This window comes from Tunturiibacter psychrotolerans (genome assembly GCF_051013365.1).
In the GTDB taxonomy this organism is placed as follows: domain Bacteria; phylum Acidobacteriota; class Terriglobia; order Terriglobales; family Acidobacteriaceae; genus Edaphobacter; species Edaphobacter psychrotolerans_A.
Window position 1 is genome coordinate 4373938 of sequence record NZ_CP132941.1, and the last position, 17383, is coordinate 4391320.

A 17383-nucleotide genomic window follows, 5' to 3' on the forward strand; every position below is an offset into this window, starting at 1 on the left:
GTCGTGAGCGACCCGTCCCCCGAGCATCTCCCGAACTCTGCCGAAACACCCGACCTGGAACTCTCGGTCATTATTCCAGCCCGCAACGAGCAACGCTCGCTGCCTGCCTGCCTCGCCTCGATCCTGAGCCAGTCTGAGCCCGGTTTCCTCCTCGGCCAACAGTGGGAGTTGATCATCGTCGACGATGACTCAACCGACGACACCCGCAGCATAGCCACCGAAGCCGCCGCGGCTCACTCAGGCGTCATCGTCCTCGACGCCCCCAAGCTGGACCTTGGCCCGAACGCAGGATTCACCGGCAAGACCAACGCCTGCTGGGCCGGCGCTCAAGCCGCACGTGGAAAATATCTCCTCTTCACCGACGCAGACACCATTCACGAGACCAACGACATCTCCCGCTCTCTCCGCGAAGCCGATCGCCACAAAGTCGCTCTGCTCTCCTACTCGCCTCGTCAAATCGTCACCGGCTTCTGGCAGCACGCCGTCATGCCCCTGATCTTTTCAGAGCTGGCCTCCGTCTACCCCTCTAAACAGGTCAACGACCCCGCCCGCCGCCTGGCTGCGGCCAACGGCCAGTTCATCCTCGTCGAACGCGAAGCCTACTTCTCCGTCGGCGGACATCGCGCCGTCGGCGATCGCATCCTCGAGGACGTCGCCCTCGCCGAGAACATCAAACGACCACCCCGCACCATCCGCTTTCGCTACGCCCCGGAAGCCGTCTCCACGCGCATGTATCGGACGACCTCGGAGATGGTCGAAGGCTGGACCAAAAATCTCGCGCTCCTCCTCCCCAAGCCTGTCGCCCTTGCCTTCTGGCGAGTCCTCGATATCGTCCTCTTCTTCGGCTTGCCCATCGCAGCCTCTGGCCTCTACTGGCTGCAGCCATGGCAGAGAAGCGTTATCCTTCTCATCTGGGTTCGAACCCTCTGGCGCTTCTACTCCCGCGTCGCACGCTCGAACTTCCCACCCATTGACGTGGCAATTTCTATACTCGGCGTACCATTTTTCATCTACATGCTTCTGCGCAGCGTCCATCATCATCGCTTCAAAAAATCTGTTATCTGGAAGGGACGTAACTACAACGCGGCCCCCTAGTTACCTTGGGTTTGCATCCACCCCTCTTCTAAACACGTCTAAACACAGGAATAACGATGATCTTTCTTACTCGCAAAGCCGAATTCTCCTCTGCCCACTTCTATTGGAACGAAGCGTGGCCCCCTGAGGAGAACCAACGCGTCTTCGGCAAGTGTGCAAATCGCAACGGCCACGGGCACAATTACACCCTCGAGGTCACGGTCGCGGGCTCGGTCGACCCCACCACCGGCTTCGTCGTCGATCTCAAAGAGTTGAAGGACATCCTCGAGCGCGAGGTAGTCAGCGTCTACGACCACCGGCACCTGAACCTCGAAGTTCCCGAATTCAAAACCATGATCCCGACGACAGAGAACATCGCAATCGCGATCTGGCAGCGTCTCGACAACAAAATCCCCCACGCAAAGCTACACCGCGTCCGTGTCTACGAGATGCCCGATCTCTTCGCGGACTACTATGGTGAGCCATGAAAGCACATCTCAATCGCCGATACCACTTCAGCGCCTCGCACCGCCTCCATACCGACGCGTACGACGCGGCGAAGAACCAAGCCGTCTTCGGCAAATGCAACAATCCCCATGGCCACGGCCACAACTACACCGTGCAGGTGACGATAAGCGGTCAGGTAGATCCTGCCACCGGAATGGTCTGCAATCTCGCGGAATTGGATGCCTTCGCACAAACAAATCTCCTCGCCCGATTCGACCACATGAACCTCAACACTCTCGATTGCTTTACCAACGCCGTCTCCACAACGGAAAATCTAAGCATCGAGATCTATCGCATCTTCCAAAACTTTCCCGCTGCTCATCTTGAGCGGGTTCACGTTGAGGAGACCAGCAACAACTCATTCGACTACGCCGGCGACGCAACCCCAACGCCAGGCACGATCTAAGAAAGGCCCAACCTATGCCACTTACCCCGGCCACCATCGACGCACCATCACTCGACAGTGTCTCAACGCAGGATCTCTATCGCGAACTGCTCCTCCGCATCGGCGAAGACCCCACACGCGACGGTCTCCTCCGCACACCCGAGCGCATGGAAAAGTCCATGGCATTTCTCACCCGCGGCTACACGATGAACGTGACCGAGGTTCTCCACGAAGCTCTCTTCGATGTCGACTACGACGAGATGGTCATCGTAAAAGACATCGAGTTCTTCTCCCAGTGCGAGCACCATCTCCTCCCATTCTTTGGAAAAGCTCACATCGCCTACGTCCCCAACGGCAAGGTCATCGGGCTCAGTAAAATCCCCCGTCTCGTCGATGTCTTCTCGCGTCGTCTGCAAGTCCAGGAGCGCCTCACCCGCCAGATCGGCGAAGCCATCACCGACGCCATTCATCCTCAGGGAGTAGCGGTCATCCTCGAAGCTCAGCATCTCTGCATGATGATGCGCGGCGTTGAAAAGCAACACTCCTCAACGGTCACCTCCGCAATGCTCGGCGTCTTCAAGACCCAGCTCCAGACGCGCAACGAGTTCCTTTCGCTCGTCCGCAGGCAGGGAAACAGCTTCTAGCAGCTAAACTGGAGACTGCATGAATGGTCTCCTCGTACTCGATAAACCCTCCGGCATCACCTCGCATGACGTAGTCGCCATCGTCCGCCGAGCCACTGGCGAAAAGTCCATTGGCCACCTCGGCACTCTCGACCCCATGGCCACCGGCGTCCTGCCGCTTCTTCTAGGCCGCTACACGCGCCTGGCCCAGTTCTTCGGACAGGCCGACAAACACTACACCGGCCACATCCGCTTCGGCTTCGCCACCGACAGCTTCGACGCGGACGGAGTTCCCGCATCCGAACCCCTTCCGTTGAACCACACCCTCGAACAGCTTCAAATCCTGAGCCGGAAGTTTCACGGAGAGTTAGACCAACTCCCACCTGTCTTCTCTGCAAAGAAAATCAACGGAGTCGCCGCACATAAACTGGCACGTGCCGGAGCAGAAGTAGCCGTAAAACCCGCCCGCATCACCATCCACAACTTTGAGCTGACCTCCCTCGAAGGCGACACCGCATCCTTCGTCATGTCCGTCTCTGCTGGCGGCTACGTGCGTTCGGTGGCGCACGAACTCGGCCAACTCGCAAACTGCGGAGCACACCTCTCCAGCCTGCGCCGAACCCGTGCCGGAGCATTTGTTCTCGACCACGCCATCACGATCGATCAACTCAAAAGTGCCACCTTCGCCGAAATCGAAGCGCTCCTGCCTCACCCACGCACCCTGCTCCCCGAGATGCCTTCGGTCACCGTAGACGATCAAATGGCGGGGCGGCTGCGAAACGGAATGCAGGTCAACCTGCCCGACTTCTCCCAGGCCCCACTGGTCAAAGTATTCACCTCTCCCACTGACCTGCTCGCAATCACACGCCGCGTCGCCGGCACCCTGATGCAGCCCATCGTCGTCCTCGGCTGAGTCTCAGCTGCGAGATCACTTCTTCAACAGCGGCGTCACCATTGAAAGAACACTCTTCGCCACCACCTGGTTGCCCGCACTCGTTGCATGGATCCTGTCCGCCTGCATCATTCCATCTACGCCGTAGACGCCCTTCAGCAGAAACGGCAGCAGAGGCACATGATACTTCGCTGCAAGCATGGAGTACGTGTCGGTGAACTGCTTGATGTAATCAGGACCATAGTCAGGCGGGAGCGTAATTCCAGCGAGCACCACTTTCGTTCCGCTCGCCTTCAGCGTGCCAACAATCTTGTCCAGATTTGTGCGTGAATCTTCAATGCGCAAACCGCGCAGCCCATCATTCCCACCGAACTCCACCACCACCACCGCCGGCTTCAGCGCGAGCACTCTGTCCAGACGCTCAACGCCATCCTTCGTAGTATTCCCGCTAATGCCTTCGTTGACGACCCGGTACTTATATCCTTCCGCATTCAAATCCGTCTGAAGATAGTCAGGATAGCTCTGCCCGAGGTCAGTCCCATAACCCGCCGTCAGGCTGTCGCCGAAGCAAACGATCACCGGCCTGTTATCCGCCACCGCGACAGGAGCTTCAGCTTTCGTCTGGTCCGAATCCACTGTCTCAACCGGCTTCGTTGCCTTCTCAGACCGGCAGCCACTCAGCGAAAGCGCCATCACCAGGAGACACAAGACCGATAAAATGACTCCAGACACTGTTCTCCGCATCTCTACAAAGTAACAAAACCGTTGTCGAAGAAGGAGAGTCCCCGAAGTTGACATACCAAACTCCCATGATCTCTGTGAAGGACCTCCGCAAGTCGATCCGCAACGGCTCCCGAACCGTCGACATTCTCAAAGGACTGGACTTCACAGTTCCGAAAGGTCAGTTCGCCGCAATCATGGGCTCAAGCGGTAGTGGAAAGTCCACTCTCCTCGGCCTGCTCGCGGGCCTCGACACACCAAGCGCGGGCAGTGTTCGACTCAACGGCACCGAGATCAGCTATCTTCCGGAGGATAAACTCGCCCAGGTTCGCGGAAAGACCATCGGGTTCGTCTTCCAGTCCTATCAACTCATCCCCACTCTCACGGCCCTCGAAAACGTTCTCCTCCCCCACGAGTTGAACGCCGATGCAAAGGAAAACGGCCTCACCCGCGCACGCGACCTGCTCTCAAGCGTCGGCCTCGCCGATCGCATGGATCACTATCCCGTCCAGCTATCCGGCGGCGAGCAGCAGCGAGTAGCGCTGGCGCGAGCCTTCATCCTCCGCCCTCCCATCGTCCTCGCCGACGAGCCCACAGGAAACCTCGACACCACCAACGGCGCCCACGTGCTGGAGCTTCTTCTCAACCTCAATCGCACCGAAGGCACGACGCTCGTCCTAGTAACCCACGATCCCGTCTTAGCCTCCTACGCCAACCGGCGAATCACTCTACGCGATGGACTCATCATCGCCGACGAAATCAATCCCACCCCGGCCGACGCTTCCCACGAAGCCGCCCTCACCGAAGGCTAATGGCCACTCTCTCCTATCGTTCCGCTGCAAAAATTGCCGCTCGTGAGATGCACTCCTCCCGCGGAAAATTTTTCTTCGTCATCCTCTCGGTCGCGATCGGTGTCGCCGCGCTTACCGGGGTCCGCGGCTTCTCCTCGTCCTTTCGAAGCACTCTGCTCAATCGCGCCCGCGCCATCATGGCTGCCGACCTCTCCGCAAGGATGTTTCAGCAGCCAACGCCCGACCAGCAGAAGGCACTCGACGAAATCGCCGCAACCGGAGTCGAGATCACGCCCGTCACCGAGCTCCTCTCGATGGCGTCTTCCGCAAAGACCCTCGATCCCTTGCTCGTCTCGCTCAAATCCGTCGACCCCACGATGTACCCCTTCTACGGCCAAGTTGAACTCGCTCCCGCAGCCCAACTGAAAAACGTACTGACTTCAGACACGGTCGCCGTAGCCGACGATCTTCTCGTGCGGCTGAACCTCAAAGTAGGCGACCAACTCAAGATCGGTACACAACTCTTTCGAATCGCCTCGGTCGTAGTGAACGAACCGGACCGCCTATCAGGAAGCTTCGCAGCAGGCCCGCGCGTCCTTATCTCGCGCGAAGGCCTTGAAGCCAGCGGCCTACTCGCCCCCGGAAGCCACGCCGGCCAGCGCTATCTCTTCAAAGTTCCCAAACCCGCCAACGGCGCCCCCATCTCCGATAAAGCCGTAGCCGACCTCAAGCTGCATCTCGAAAAAATCCTACCCGAATCACAAGTCATCGATTACCGCGAGACCAATCCAGCGCTCACGCAGGGCCTCGATCGCGCCACCAGCCTCCTCTCGCTCATGAGCCTGGTAGCCCTCGTGCTAGGAGCAATCGGCGTCGCCATGGCCATGCGAGCCCACCTCCAACAGCGCCTCGACACCATCGCCATCATGAAGTCTCTCGGCGCCCGCTCCGGCCAGATCATCAAAATCTACCTCCTCCAGACGCTCCTCCTCGGCCTCGCAGGTGGTCTATTGGGCGTAGCTCTCGGAGTAGCCGTACAGCTTAGTTTTCCCCACCTCCTGGCCCGGCTCATTCACGTCGACACCGAGTTCAACCTCCAACCTCGCACCGTCATCACCGGCCTCGCCGCGGGTCTCCTCACAACGCTTCTCTTCACTCTCCCGCCTCTACTCGACATTCGCGGGGTCCGCCCCATCCTCATCCTTCGCCGAGCCGTCGAAGACAACGACGATCCCTTCGTAACAGCAGCTTGGCGCAAGATCACAAAAAATCTCGCACAAGTCGCCGCCGCAATCCTCATCCTCGCAGGACTAGCAGCCATAGCAACCACACTCAGCGACTCACTGGTAGTTGGCGAGATCTTCTCATTCGGTCTCGTCGCCGTTCTCGCCGTGCTCCTCTTGGCCTCAGTCGGTGTCCTCGTTGGCCTCCGCTTCTTCCTCGCAAAGACCCGTCTCCATCTGCCATCCTCACTTCGCCACGGTCTCGCCAATCTCTACCGCCCCGGCAACCCCTCAGCCGCTCTCCTCGCCGCACTAGGCTTGGGCGTCATGCAGATCATGACCGTCTATCTCGTCCAGCAAGCGGTCGTCTCGGAGCTGCACGTCTCCGCCGCTCCCAATCTGCCCAACGTCTTCCTCATCGACATCACCAACGACGAAGTCGCAGGCATTCGCACTCTGCTCAAATCCCAACCAAGCGTAACCGCACCGCCCGAACTCCTCCCCGTCGTCTCCTCCCGCATCGTCGAAATCGACGGCGTCCCGGCAAATGAGGCAAAGCTGAAGAACTTCCCCAAGCGAATGCTCCGCTCCATCAGCCTCACCTGGTCTTCCACCTCACCTCCGGGAACCAAAACAGTGGAAGGGAACTGGTGGCCTACCGATGAAAAGCGTCCAGTCGTCGCCATCGAAAAACGCCAGGCCGACCGGCTCGGCGTCCATGTCGGTTCGCACATCACCTTCGCCGCGCAGGACACGCAATTTGTCGCCACGGTCGTAGCTCTCACAAAGTCCGACGGCCAGCACGCCTACTCCCGCGCAGAGTTCATCCTGCCTCAACCCGCACTCGTTGGCCTCCCCGTAGTCTGGTACGGCGGCGTCCATGCCGACCCCAACCACGTTGGCGATCTCCAGCGCGCTCTCTACCAATCCTTCCCCACCGTCACCGTAATCAACGTCGCCCAGGCACTCGAAACCGTACGAGCCGTAGTCATGCAGATCACCTACGTCATTCAGTTTCTCGCCGCCTTTTCCATCTTCGCCGGGATAGTCATTCTCGCCAGTTCAATCGCCGGAACCCGCTACCGCCGCATCCGCGAAGTCGTAGTTCTAAAAACCCTCGGAGCCACACGCGCACGCGTCGCGACCGTCTTTTCCATCGAATTCGCAGTCCTAGGTCTCGTCGCAGGAGCAGTCGGCATCCTCTTCGCAAATATCATCGCGCGTGTGCTCCTGACAAAACTAACCGTCGCCTATCACTTTCAATGGCTCTGGACTCTCGGCGCCCTCCTCGGAACAGCAGCCCTGACGGTTGCAACCGGCTGGGTGGCAAGCCACCGAATTCTTGGTCGCAAGCCACTGGAAGTTCTCCGCGAAGAATGATCGTATGATGATTCAGGGAGTAAGGGATCTGTAAATGAAAGTGGAAGAGGAGCACGCGCTCCAGGTTCATCAGCAGCAGTTTGGTCAACAGGGGCACGCATCCGCAGCGCCAGCCCGAGTCAATCTCATCGGCGAACACACCGACTACACCGGTGGTTTCGTCATGCCCATGGCGATAGGTTTCCATACCATCGCCGTCATCAGCCCCAGGCAGGACGGACGCGCCATTTTTTACTCTGCAAACTACAAAGAGGAAGCCTCTTTCGAGGTGGCTTCGCTGAAGGCAGCTCCGCGTGATCACTGGTCCGACTATCCTGCTGGCGTCTTGTGGGCCCTCCAGCAGGAAAACATCTCTCTTGGCGGCTTCAGCATGACCCTCGCCGGAGACGTCCCGCTTGGCGCTGGTCTAAGCTCCTCTGCCTCGGTCGAAGTAGCCACAGCGATGGCTCTTCAACACCACGCCGGTGTTAAGCTCCCGCTCGAAAAGCTCGCAACCCTCTGCCGCCGAGCCGAAAATGACTACGTCGGCGCAAAGTGCGGCATCATGGATCAGTTCGTCGTCGCCGGTGCCGTGGCGCATCGCGCGATGCTCCTCGACTGCCGCTCCCTCGCCTTCGACCTTCTACCGTTGCCCGAACAAATACGTGTCGTCATCTGCAACTCAATGGTGAAACACGCCGTCGCTACCGGTGAATATGGAGACCGCCGAGATGAAGTTGAGGCCGGCCAGGCCGTTATTCACCGCGAACGACCAGGTGTAAATCTTCTACGCGACGCCACACTCGAAGATCTTGAAGCCTGCAAAAATATGATGTCTGCGTCCAGCTTCATGCGATGCCGCCACATCATTACAGAAAATCAACGCGTCACGGCTGCTCGGGAGGCGCTGCTGCAGGAAGATATGAAGCGGTTCGGAACGCTGATGATTGAGGCTCACAAAAGCATGCGAGATGACTTTCAAGCAAGCTGTGCTGAGATCGACCTGTTGGTCGAGATCGCCATGCAGCAGCCAGACTGCTTCGGTTCCCGCATTACCGGCGGCGGCTTCGGCGGCTGCACCGTCAACATCGTACGCGCTGAGAGCGCCGAACAGTTCGTCGCAACGCTGCAAGAACAGTACGCGGCAAAAACCGGAATCGCGGCGCAATGTTTTGTCACCGCTCCCTCTGACGGTGCGCTCGCCCTGGCGGTTGACGGGGGCGCGGAATGATTCCTCTCGCGCAGCAAAATCCGCATCGCCGCTTCAATCCGCTCAAACGCGAATGGGTGCTCGTCTCTCCCCACCGAACGCAGCGCCCCTGGCAAGGCCAGACAGAGTCGAAGTCGACCGAGGTCGCGCTTACCTACGACCCCACCTGCTATCTCTGCCCCGGAAATACGCGCGCAGGCGGTATTCGAACAGACAAATACACCAGCACCTATGTCTTCGAAAACGACTTCGCCGCATTGAAACCGGACGCTCCGCAATTTTCCAGTGACGAAGGCAACAGGGGCCTCCTGCTCGCAGAGGGCGAAAGCGGAATATGCCGCGTCATCTGTTTCTCCCCGCGCCACGACCTCACTCTTGCGAAGATGTCGGTTCCCGAAATCCGCGCCGTAGTCGATGTGTGGACCGAGCAATACGCAGAGCTCGGCGCCCGCGAAGACATCCATTACGTACAAATCTTTGAGAATCGTGGAGCCATGATGGGAGCCAGCAATCCCCATCCCCACGGCCAGCTGTGGGCAAGCCGCTCGATCCCCGATGAGATCGTCTCAGAGCTGGCTGGCCAACGCGAATACCTCGCAAAGAACCATGCAGTTCTTTTGTGCGAATACCAAAAGCTCGAAGAGTCACTCGGCGAACGCGTCGTCGCACAGAACCCGAGTTTCCTCGCAGTGGTTCCGTTCTGGGCAGTCTGGCCCTTCGAAGTGATGATCCTCCCCCGGCGCCACGTCACCGATCTGCAAGCCTTCACCGACACCGAACGCACAGACTTCGCCTCCATTCTGCATTCGGTCACAGCCACTTACGATCAAGTCTTCGACACGCCGTTCCCATACTCCATGGGCCTGCATCCCGCTCCATGCGACGGGCACGAGCACCCGGAATGGCAGTTCCACGCGCACTTTTTCCCGCCCCTGCTCCGATCCGCCACCGTTCGAAAGTTCATGGTCGGATACGAACTGCTTGGTTCGCCGCAACGCGACATCACTCCCGAATCCGCGGCGGAAACCCTACGTCAGGCGAGCCTGCGAATCCCCAGGATCTAACAGGATGTATCTACTCTCACCAAACGAAGGATTCATCCAAAAAGGGAAGGCGTCGGCAGATCGTCAGCCCAGGGCTCGCAAAGCTCTGGGCCAGTGTTCCTGACATTCCCAACCTTGGGATCGACCTTCCATGCCTCCAGAGCAACGAGAGAAGGTCTCAGCAAGTCCGTTGGAGGTCTGGCAGGATCGAATGGCTCAAGCCACCTCTGATACTCCTCTGGACGCAGAATGAAAGGCATCCTCGTGTGGATGGGCTGCATTACCTCGTTGGGCTCTGTGGTCAGGATGGTGTACGTCTCCAGGGGCTGGAGAGTCACAGGGTCATTCCAGCTCTCCCAAAGGCCAGCCATCCCCAAAAGCCGCCTATCCTTCCTCGCAATCGCCCATGACTGCGTCTTCTTCCTCTGAGGATCTAGGCCCTGCCACTCATAGAACCAGTCCGCAGGGACGATGCAGCGCCGTCGCCTGAACGCCTCACGATAGGCTGGCAAAGTCGCCACGGTCTCGGCCCGCGCGTTGGTCATCCTGTTTGCTGCTTTACCGTCCTTCGAGAAGAAGGGAATCAAACCCCATCGCATAAGCGTCAGTTCGCGGTTGCCTTCTTCATCCAGTCTCACGACCGGTAGGTGAATGCTGGGAGCGACGTTGTAGTTGGGGGCAAACACGACCTTCGGACTCACCTTCTTTGCATGGAACTCGTCCGCTATCTTTTGTTTGTCTGATTTGAGCCCATATCGTCCACACATAGAGGGATTGTAAGTCCGATACGCAAAGCGCAGCATCATTCAACGTTCCGTCCTATCCCTCATAAATCTCTGCAAATCTTCGCGAGTCTGTTCCTCCATTCGGTTCTATATGCGAGAATTCTCAGGTCAACACCGCATCCCAATGCTCGTATCTTGCCAGGAGCAATCGAAATGCCCGAAGAGATCGTAAAAATTCTAACCTTTGAAATCGAACGTGACGGGGACTCGGCCGTTGTGAAATGTCACGGCCGGTTCGTAGCAGGGACCACCGAAGAACTCTATCAGGATGTGAAACATCTTCTGCCTGAGTTGAAACTTGTAGTGATTGACTTGCAAGACCTGACCTATGTGGACAGCATGGGACTTGGCGCACTGGTGCGACTGTACTCCACGGCCAAGCAAACCGGATGCGAGTTCAAACTGCTTCACCTCGGTAAGCAGCTTCGCAACGTGCTGAAGATGACGAACCTTCTTTCGGTCTTCAGCCAGGCGGAGGACCACGGCATCAACATCGCCTGATCGTCCTCGTTCCGCGCGTAGATCACTTTCCAATCCACGCGCCGCCCTGACAAAACATAAAAAGCATTCGGAACGCCGCTGCGGTTGCTCCTGAGATCTCCAGTCGTGCAGGCTCCAGAAGGAGCTGCTCCGCCCTGAACCAGGTGCTGGCTCCCCCCTTCGGACCAACAGTGATCGACGGGCTCGAGAAGTGAGTCATCGAATTAGAAACCCCGCCCGAATTGGGCAGCGTCATCAGTCGGCGAATCACGAGTGAGTCTTTCAACTGCAAGGAAATCCCACAAAGGTGGTACTCCACTCCCCCAGTCTGGTGTGGGATTATTTTTTGCGCCTCCCCGGAGCAAAATCATGATGCCGAAATGCCCAGAATGCATAAGCCAAGGTGAAGTCCGACGGTCCCATCGTCATCCCCTCGATAAGATCCTGAGCCTGATCTTTCTCTATCCGTTCCGATGTGATCGCTGCGACCGCCGCTTCTTCCGCTTTCAGAAGCCGTCGTATCAGCACGCGATGCCGAGATAATCAGCAAATCGAAACGACCCATTCATCGCAATCAACCATCATGAGTCAGAGATTAGGACGTCGCTTTCTTGCGTCAGCTTGGCCTAGCGCGTGCGAGGCGGTTTATTGGTGCTGTCGTAGGTGATGTCGATCTTCCCGTTGTCGCGGTTTTCAAGACGATAGGGCCACTCCGTAGTGAAGTTCCCATCCGGCAGCCGGCTACGATAGCTTGTCACCTTGTCACCGATGTAGACGCCGCCTGACCCCGCGATGACAAAGCCGCTCGCGACCCTTGACGATGCGTCTACGTTCTTTGGAGCATAACCATTGGAATCGGAGACGCACCCCATAAACACATTGTCGTTGCCCTTGTCGAAGAAACCATTGGTATAACTATCTTCCGTTTCGACAGCCGTGATGATGTTCCGTGCACCCGACACATACACCGCGGCCTCCGTACCCACGGTCCCCCCATTCCAGATCACCTCGCCCGAGGTGAACCGGTCATTCGAACCTGCGAGGTGTATCCCCGCTGTGCCGTTCCGCTCAATCTGAAAATTCGTGAATCCACTGTTCGTGCCTTCTGTGTATATGCCGTAGACGCCGTTATCGAAGACATAGAAGTTGTCGAAAAACAGCATGTAATTAAAGGCATTGATGTGAATGCCATCCACCGAGCAATGAGAAAACATTACCTCCTCGACATGGCCCCATTTCTGAGCATTGACCGGAGCTGTTTGCTTATTGGCGGTGTTCCACTCTGCCGGTTCCTTGGACGTAGGAGCAACGAAAAAGCAATTCCCGCTCCCTCCGTTTTCAGAGTTTCCATCAAGCGTCAGGCCGGTGATGCTGAAGTTGAACGCGTCCACAGGCACAGTCAGAACATTTGCCGCGGTATGCGGCTTGAGCAACAGCACAGAAGCCCCCCATCCATCGCCCTTTATATTCACGTAGGACCGAAGCGTGAGTCCCGTAGTGATATAAACCCCCGCCGGAAAGTAGAGAACACATCCGTTGTGCGGAAGCGCTCGCGCGACGCACGCCGACATTGCCGAGTTGATGGCCGCCGTATCGTCGGCACTCCCATCTCCCCTCGCTCCGTAATTAGCAACGCTGATCGTAGATAGCCCGCCAGGCGCGGAGGTCGCTGAGACACCAGTCCCACCCTTGCCTGTCGTAGGCTGCGATGTCTGACCACGAATGGAGCCAGGGAACAGCAAAGTACTCAACACAAGTACCGACAGACAAGTCGAAACGTGCTTCATCGTATGCCTCAGGGGACGGCTATTGTGACGAAACAATTTTAAGAGGGAAACGACTAAAAGGATGTCATCAGAGTGTCATCCCTTGAACGTTCTCTAAATAAAAGAAGCCGCCTTAAACAGGCGGCCTCTTTCGTCACTTCGAGGACTCTTAGGCAAGTTTGCGTCGGATGATTCCGGCCATTCCCACCACACCCGTCCCCAGGAGCATCAGCGACGTAGGCTCGGGAACTGGCGATGCTTCGGGCGTAATAGTAAAGTTCGCCAGCTCGTCCGGGTCATTGTTGTCGTTCTTTGCGCCCGCCTTCCGCAGAAGCACGCCGTCGTTATTGCCCACGGAGAAAAGGTCGACCATCGCGCCGTTCGACAGGCTGTAGGCCAGTCCGCCCCCGTCAAACGAATACGTGTCGGTCTTTGGCGAAAACAGAAGCAGATTGTCGTTTGCAGTGCCAAAGCTGGCGGGAGGAAAGCTATCAGGAGCCAGCAGGGAATCGATTGAGAGATCGTTTTTCCCGTTCGTGCTCGTTGTGCCCGTAATGCTTTGAATCAGATATTGATCCGACCCATCTGAAGTTGCTGTAAAGCTTCCGTTGCCAGAGATTCCGTCGCCACTGGTGAAGCTGAAGTCGAATGTGACAGTGTCGGCCAGGGCAGAGGTGGAGGGGAGTGCAGCTAGAACAAGGCCGCAGAGTGCGAGGGATAGCCGGGACATAAATCTCCTGTTAACACTGGGGTTTGTGATGCACCCTCGTCATGCATTTCAAGGCCCACCGTATCTTTTCCAAAGCCCCCTTCGGTACTCGGTATTTTGAGCTATCTCCTTCGTCTGTCCGATTGTGTATGCAGAACTTTTCCTACTCTCGCTCCACCAAAACTCCAACCTGGTTACAGTCCCATAAACTTGAAGCTAATTTGTCGTGTTAGCTAGTCATTGTTGATTGATCGCGTCATCAATTGTTGTTAGTGAGTCAGCGTGGTCAATCGCAAAGATTTTGCCCGAAATTCGGAATGGGAGTCTTCTTACTTAAGCGTTTTAAGCCGTTGCTCCAATCCGGACAAATAGGCGTTCATGTCGCTGTATGTGAGCCGATACAGAGGCATTGATTGTTGCCAATTGTCAGGATAGGTAATCTTCGCGTTCGACTTTCCCAATACGGTGGCGAAATCTGCTTGATCAGCCGCAACATCTTGCCCTGACAGCTTCAACAGCCCATGTGCGTCAGTTCGCTCTTGATTGATCTCAGGCAGAAGGCGTTGAAATGCATCGTTTCGATTTTTGACTATGCCTTCTAGTTGCGGAATGGTGTTTCGAAATGCTTGTTCGCGAGACTGTTGACCCGGACCGGCGAAACCGCCTCCCATGATGTACATGCTTCGGATTGGGCTTAGCGTCATCTGCACGGAAAAGTCGGCAGTGCGATCTATGTCAGCAAGTTTTTTGAGTGTCTGTTCGATGTTGGCTTGAACTGATGCCGGTGTTGGGACAGCAGAACGACTTTGAGGCTGGGGAAAGATGTTTTGCGGAGTGGCTTGGGGCGCTGGTGTGGGAACTGGTGGTTGCGGCTTGTTGTTGCTCGTGGGCTGTGGAACTGTTGCATACAGCCTTGCAAGTCCATTGGCTAGGTTTCGCGCTTGCTGGAACTGGTCTTTCAACTGTGAGAGTTCCGCTGGCGACGTTGAGCTAGCAGCATGTTTGTCCAATTCATCCTTCAACTTGTCGCTCGTTAGAACGGAATTGCTGAGTTGAGTCAGCTGTGCTTCAAGCGTGGTCGCTCGACCATCTGTGGCTCTTTGATTTTCGTCATTCAATAAGCCTGTCCAAACCGTCGCGATTAGCAGGGCGAAACCGAAGCAGACGAATTGCCTTTTGTGTTCCTTCTTTATCCTCGGTTTGGCATTGAGTGTTTCGACTGCCAGCGCGCCGCCCTTAATCGCAACGAAGGTCTGGAGGGCCCCCACAACCATGAAGAGCAAGAGCGTGACTGTTGAATATGGATGTTTGGCTGTGTGCAGTAATTGCCACAGCCAGTGAACATGGGCAGCAAGAAACGAGGGCATTGCGGGATTATAGGTGCGTACCTGTCCGCACCATTCGCCTTCAACAGACTGGTATGTAGCAAGACTGCCAGAAATGTCGGCGGTCAGTTGTTGGTAGCCGCCAAACATGCCGTCTTTGTTTGGTGTCCCCGATGGGATTCGAACCCATGTTATCGCCGTGAAAGGGCGGTGTCCTGGGCCGGGCTAGACGACGGGGACGCTCCAGGTTGATGGCGTCGGCAAGCACACGCGCCACTCCCAACGCTAACAAGGCGCTGAGTCCCTGTCAAAAACTGGCGCGCCGCAACCACGCACGGCATACTGGTAGGGATGCCCGCGCAACTCCACCCAATCCAACCGAGTGCCACACCAACGACTCGCCGCAGTTTCAGATATCTCGACGCTCTGACGACCGCCTTCGTCGTTATCCTGCTCGTCTCGAACCTCATCGCACAAAAAGTCTGCCTCTTCGGTCCATTCTCCATCGGCACATGGTCCATCGGCCCATTCGCTATCAGCGGAGCGGTGATCCTGTTTCCCATCACCTACATCTTCGGAGACGTCTTCACCGAGGTCTACGGCTTCGCAGCTTCACGCCGCGCCATCTGGCTGGGCTTCTTCGGCACCGCCCTCCTCTATCTCATCGGAGCCATCGTCATCGCGCTGCCTTCCGCACCAGGCTGGCATAACCAGCAGGCCTTCTCCACCGTCTTCGGCTTCATCCCGCGCATTCTGGCCGCCAGCCTCATCGCCTTCTGGGCCGGCGAATTCGCAAACTCCTACACCATGGCCCGGCTCAAGTTGTTCACCAACGGACGCAGGCTCTGGACCCGCACCATCGGTTCCACCGTCGTCGGCCAGGCGGTCGACACGATTCTCGTTATCACCCTGACCTTCGGCGGAATCTACCCGGCCCGCACCCTGGTCAACATCATCCTCACCGGCTACACCCTGAAGGTCGGTTACGAGGTAATTGCCACTCCGATCACGTATCTTGTCATAAACTGGCTGAAACGCGCTGAGCACTCCGACGCGTTTGATCGTCACCAAAGCTTCAATCCCTTTTCATTTGCTGAAAAGAGCACTCTGGACGCCTAACGTACGCCCCCCGAACCACCCTGGTTCGGCTCAAAAAGTCTTTAGATACATATTCCGAACCTTTCGTGAGGAGATGGTCATCTAAAATTGAAATCCCGAGTTGTAGCCAGTAAACCGTTGATCCGCAGAATCTTGCGCCTGCAAAATCTTTCTGTCCGCCGCTTATTGCAACTCTCTCGGTGGCTTGTCGTCGAAGTTGTCGCTTGTGAAGGAGAAGTTCTGTGCCTCTGATTGTGAACACACCCCGCGCCCTTCCTGTCCTTATCTGCGCGGCCGCATGCCTGATCGCAGGTTGCAAGCCCGCCGCCGCTCCGCCTCCCCCCATGCAGGCGATGCCCGTTCAGGTAGCGCCCGTATCGCTGTCGCCTGTGCCTAACTCCGACACCTACGTCGCCACCATCAAGAGCCGCCGCTCCTCCACCATGCAGCCGCAAGTCGATGGCAACATCGTCAAGATCTTCGTCAAGTCAGGCGACGTGGTCAAGCCCGGTCAGGTGCTCATGCGCATCGATCCGTTGAAGCAGATGGCCTCGGTTCAGTCGCAGCAGGGAACTCAGGCCCAGAAGAAGGCCCTCTTCGACTACAACAAGATCGAAGTCGACCGGCAGCGTAAGCTCTTCGAAGCCGGAGTCGTCTCGCGCGACACCTACGACCAGGCCAACCAGGCCTACGAGAACTCCAAGGCCGACTACGAGTCCAACGCCGCCCTCACCGACACCCAGAAGCAGCAGCTCGCCTACTACGATATCCGTGCGCCCTTCAACGGTGTCGTCGGCGACATCCCCGTCCACCTCGGCGACTACGTCTCTCCCACCACAGTTCTCACCACGGTGGACGAGAACGCCGACCTCGAAGCCTACATCTACATCCCCACCGAGCGATCCTCGCAAATTCGCAAGGGACTTCCTGTCGCGATCATCGACACAGCAGGCAATATCCTCGCCAAATCGACCATCAACTTCCTCTCGCCTCAAGTCGATAACGGTCTGCAGAGCATCCTCGCCAAGGCAGATATTCCGCGTACGGCTCAGCTCCTTCGCAATCAGCAGCTGGTCAAGGCCCGCGTCACCTGGAGCACGTCCCCCGCTCCGACGGTCCCTGTCCTTGCTGTCAGCCTCGTAGGCGGCCAGACCTTCGTCTACGTTGCCACGCCTAAAGGTGACGGCTACGTCGCTCACCAGGTGCCGGTCACAGTTGGCGAAACCGTCGGCAACACCTATCCCGTTCTCGCCGGTCTCAAGACCGGAGAAAAGGTGATCACCTCCGGTCTGCAGTTCCTGCAGGAGGGTGCACCGGTCAAGCCCCTCGGTTAAGCAGCTGGATTCATTCATTCCTTGCGGGGTCCATCTGGACTCCGCACAGTCTCAAGCTC

General features: G+C 57.3%; 17 protein-coding genes and 1 tRNA gene. 12 read left to right on the plus strand and 6 right to left on the minus strand.

The features are described from left to right. The first annotated feature begins 3 nt into the window (after positions 1-3). From RBB76_RS18450 to truB, 5 genes are read left to right on the plus strand one after another with little or no spacing between them, the layout of a single operon-like run. Positions 4-1095 carry a glycosyltransferase gene (locus RBB76_RS18450; RefSeq protein ID WP_429629159.1) on the plus strand — a complete coding sequence of 364 codons (1092 nt, stop codon included), beginning with the start codon at positions 4-6 and terminating at the stop codon, positions 1093-1095. Between the two features lie 56 nt (positions 1096-1151). After that, positions 1152-1562, plus strand: coding sequence for a 6-pyruvoyl trahydropterin synthase family protein (locus RBB76_RS18455; RefSeq protein ID WP_429629160.1), 411 nt, complete (start codon positions 1152-1154; stop codon positions 1560-1562). Continuing rightward, positions 1559-1987: a 6-carboxytetrahydropterin synthase gene (locus RBB76_RS18460; RefSeq protein WP_429629161.1), complete on the plus strand. Its 429-nt coding sequence runs from the start codon at positions 1559-1561 to the stop codon at positions 1985-1987. Before RBB76_RS18455 ends, RBB76_RS18460 begins: the two co-directional genes overlap by 4 nt. A 14-nt stretch (positions 1988-2001) precedes the next feature. After that, positions 2002-2610, plus strand: a complete 609-nt coding sequence (gene folE / locus RBB76_RS18465) for a GTP cyclohydrolase I FolE (protein WP_429629162.1) — start codon at positions 2002-2004, stop codon at positions 2608-2610. Positions 2611-2629: 19 nt separating this feature from the next. Beyond that, positions 2630-3502, plus strand: coding sequence for a tRNA pseudouridine(55) synthase TruB (gene truB, locus RBB76_RS18470; protein ID WP_429629163.1), 873 nt, complete (start codon positions 2630-2632; stop codon positions 3500-3502). Between the two features lie 15 nt (positions 3503-3517). Here truB and RBB76_RS18475 read toward each other — a convergent pair whose 3' ends face one another. Beyond that, the gene (locus RBB76_RS18475; protein WP_429629164.1) at positions 3518-4213 is read right to left on the minus strand and encodes an arylesterase; all 696 of its coding nucleotides are present in this window, start codon (positions 4211-4213) and stop codon (positions 3518-3520) included. A gap of 77 nt (positions 4214-4290) precedes the next feature. Here RBB76_RS18475 and RBB76_RS18480 point away from each other — a divergent pair, with 77 nt between their 5' ends. From RBB76_RS18480 to RBB76_RS18495, 4 genes are read left to right on the plus strand one after another with little or no spacing between them, the layout of a single operon-like run. Continuing rightward, positions 4291-5013: an ABC transporter ATP-binding protein gene (locus tag RBB76_RS18480; protein WP_429629639.1), complete on the plus strand. Its 723-nt coding sequence runs from the start codon at positions 4291-4293 to the stop codon at positions 5011-5013. Then, complete coding sequence (locus RBB76_RS18485; RefSeq protein ID WP_429629165.1) at positions 5013-7595, plus strand: ABC transporter permease; 2583 nt, start codon at positions 5013-5015, stop codon at positions 7593-7595. Before RBB76_RS18480 ends, RBB76_RS18485 begins: the two co-directional genes overlap by 1 nt. A gap of 34 nt (positions 7596-7629) precedes the next feature. Continuing rightward, a complete protein-coding gene (gene galK, locus RBB76_RS18490; RefSeq protein WP_429629166.1) occupies positions 7630-8805 on the plus strand; it encodes a galactokinase in 1176 nt (391 codons plus the stop codon). Then, positions 8802-9848, plus strand: a complete 1047-nt coding sequence (locus RBB76_RS18495; RefSeq protein WP_429629167.1) for a UDP-glucose--hexose-1-phosphate uridylyltransferase — start codon at positions 8802-8804, stop codon at positions 9846-9848. Before galK ends, RBB76_RS18495 begins: the two co-directional genes overlap by 4 nt. Before the next feature lie 32 nt (positions 9849-9880). On the opposite strand, the gene RBB76_RS18500 is transcribed toward RBB76_RS18495, so the two are convergent. Next, positions 9881-10633 (minus strand): SOS response-associated peptidase, encoded by a 753-nt coding sequence (locus RBB76_RS18500; protein WP_429629168.1) that lies wholly within the window; start codon positions 10631-10633, stop codon positions 9881-9883. A 132-nt stretch (positions 10634-10765) separates the two neighbouring features. Between RBB76_RS18500 and RBB76_RS18505 the strand changes: the two genes are divergently transcribed. Beyond that, positions 10766-11113 carry an STAS domain-containing protein gene (locus tag RBB76_RS18505; protein ID WP_429629169.1) on the plus strand — a complete coding sequence of 116 codons (348 nt, stop codon included), beginning with the start codon at positions 10766-10768 and terminating at the stop codon, positions 11111-11113. 605 nt (positions 11114-11718) lie between these two features. Here the strand turns inward: RBB76_RS18505 and RBB76_RS18510 are convergent. The 4 genes from RBB76_RS18510 to RBB76_RS18525 form a co-directional block, all read right to left on the minus strand. After that, on the minus strand, positions 11719-12879 hold the full coding sequence (locus RBB76_RS18510; protein WP_429629170.1) for a glycosyl hydrolase family 28-related protein: 1161 nt from the start codon (positions 12877-12879) through the stop codon (positions 11719-11721). Positions 12880-13027: 148 nt separating this feature from the next. Beyond that, entirely contained in the window at positions 13028-13588 is a 561-nt protein-coding gene (locus tag RBB76_RS18515; RefSeq protein ID WP_429629171.1) for a PEP-CTERM sorting domain-containing protein, read from the minus strand. A gap of 308 nt (positions 13589-13896) precedes the next feature. After that, a complete protein-coding gene (locus tag RBB76_RS18520; RefSeq protein WP_429629172.1) occupies positions 13897-15042 on the minus strand; it encodes a hypothetical protein in 1146 nt (381 codons plus the stop codon). 12 nt (positions 15043-15054) lie between these two features. Next, a tRNA-Glu gene (locus RBB76_RS18525) sits at positions 15055-15132 on the minus strand. A 111-nt stretch (positions 15133-15243) separates the two neighbouring features. Here RBB76_RS18525 and RBB76_RS18530 point away from each other — a divergent pair. Beyond that, positions 15244-16011 (plus strand): queuosine precursor transporter, encoded by a 768-nt coding sequence (locus RBB76_RS18530; protein WP_429629173.1) that lies wholly within the window; start codon positions 15244-15246, stop codon positions 16009-16011. A 221-nt stretch (positions 16012-16232) separates the two neighbouring features. After that, positions 16233-17324 carry an efflux RND transporter periplasmic adaptor subunit gene (locus RBB76_RS18535; protein ID WP_429629174.1) on the plus strand — a complete coding sequence of 364 codons (1092 nt, stop codon included), beginning with the start codon at positions 16233-16235 and terminating at the stop codon, positions 17322-17324. The last annotated feature ends 59 nt before the right edge of the window (positions 17325-17383 follow it).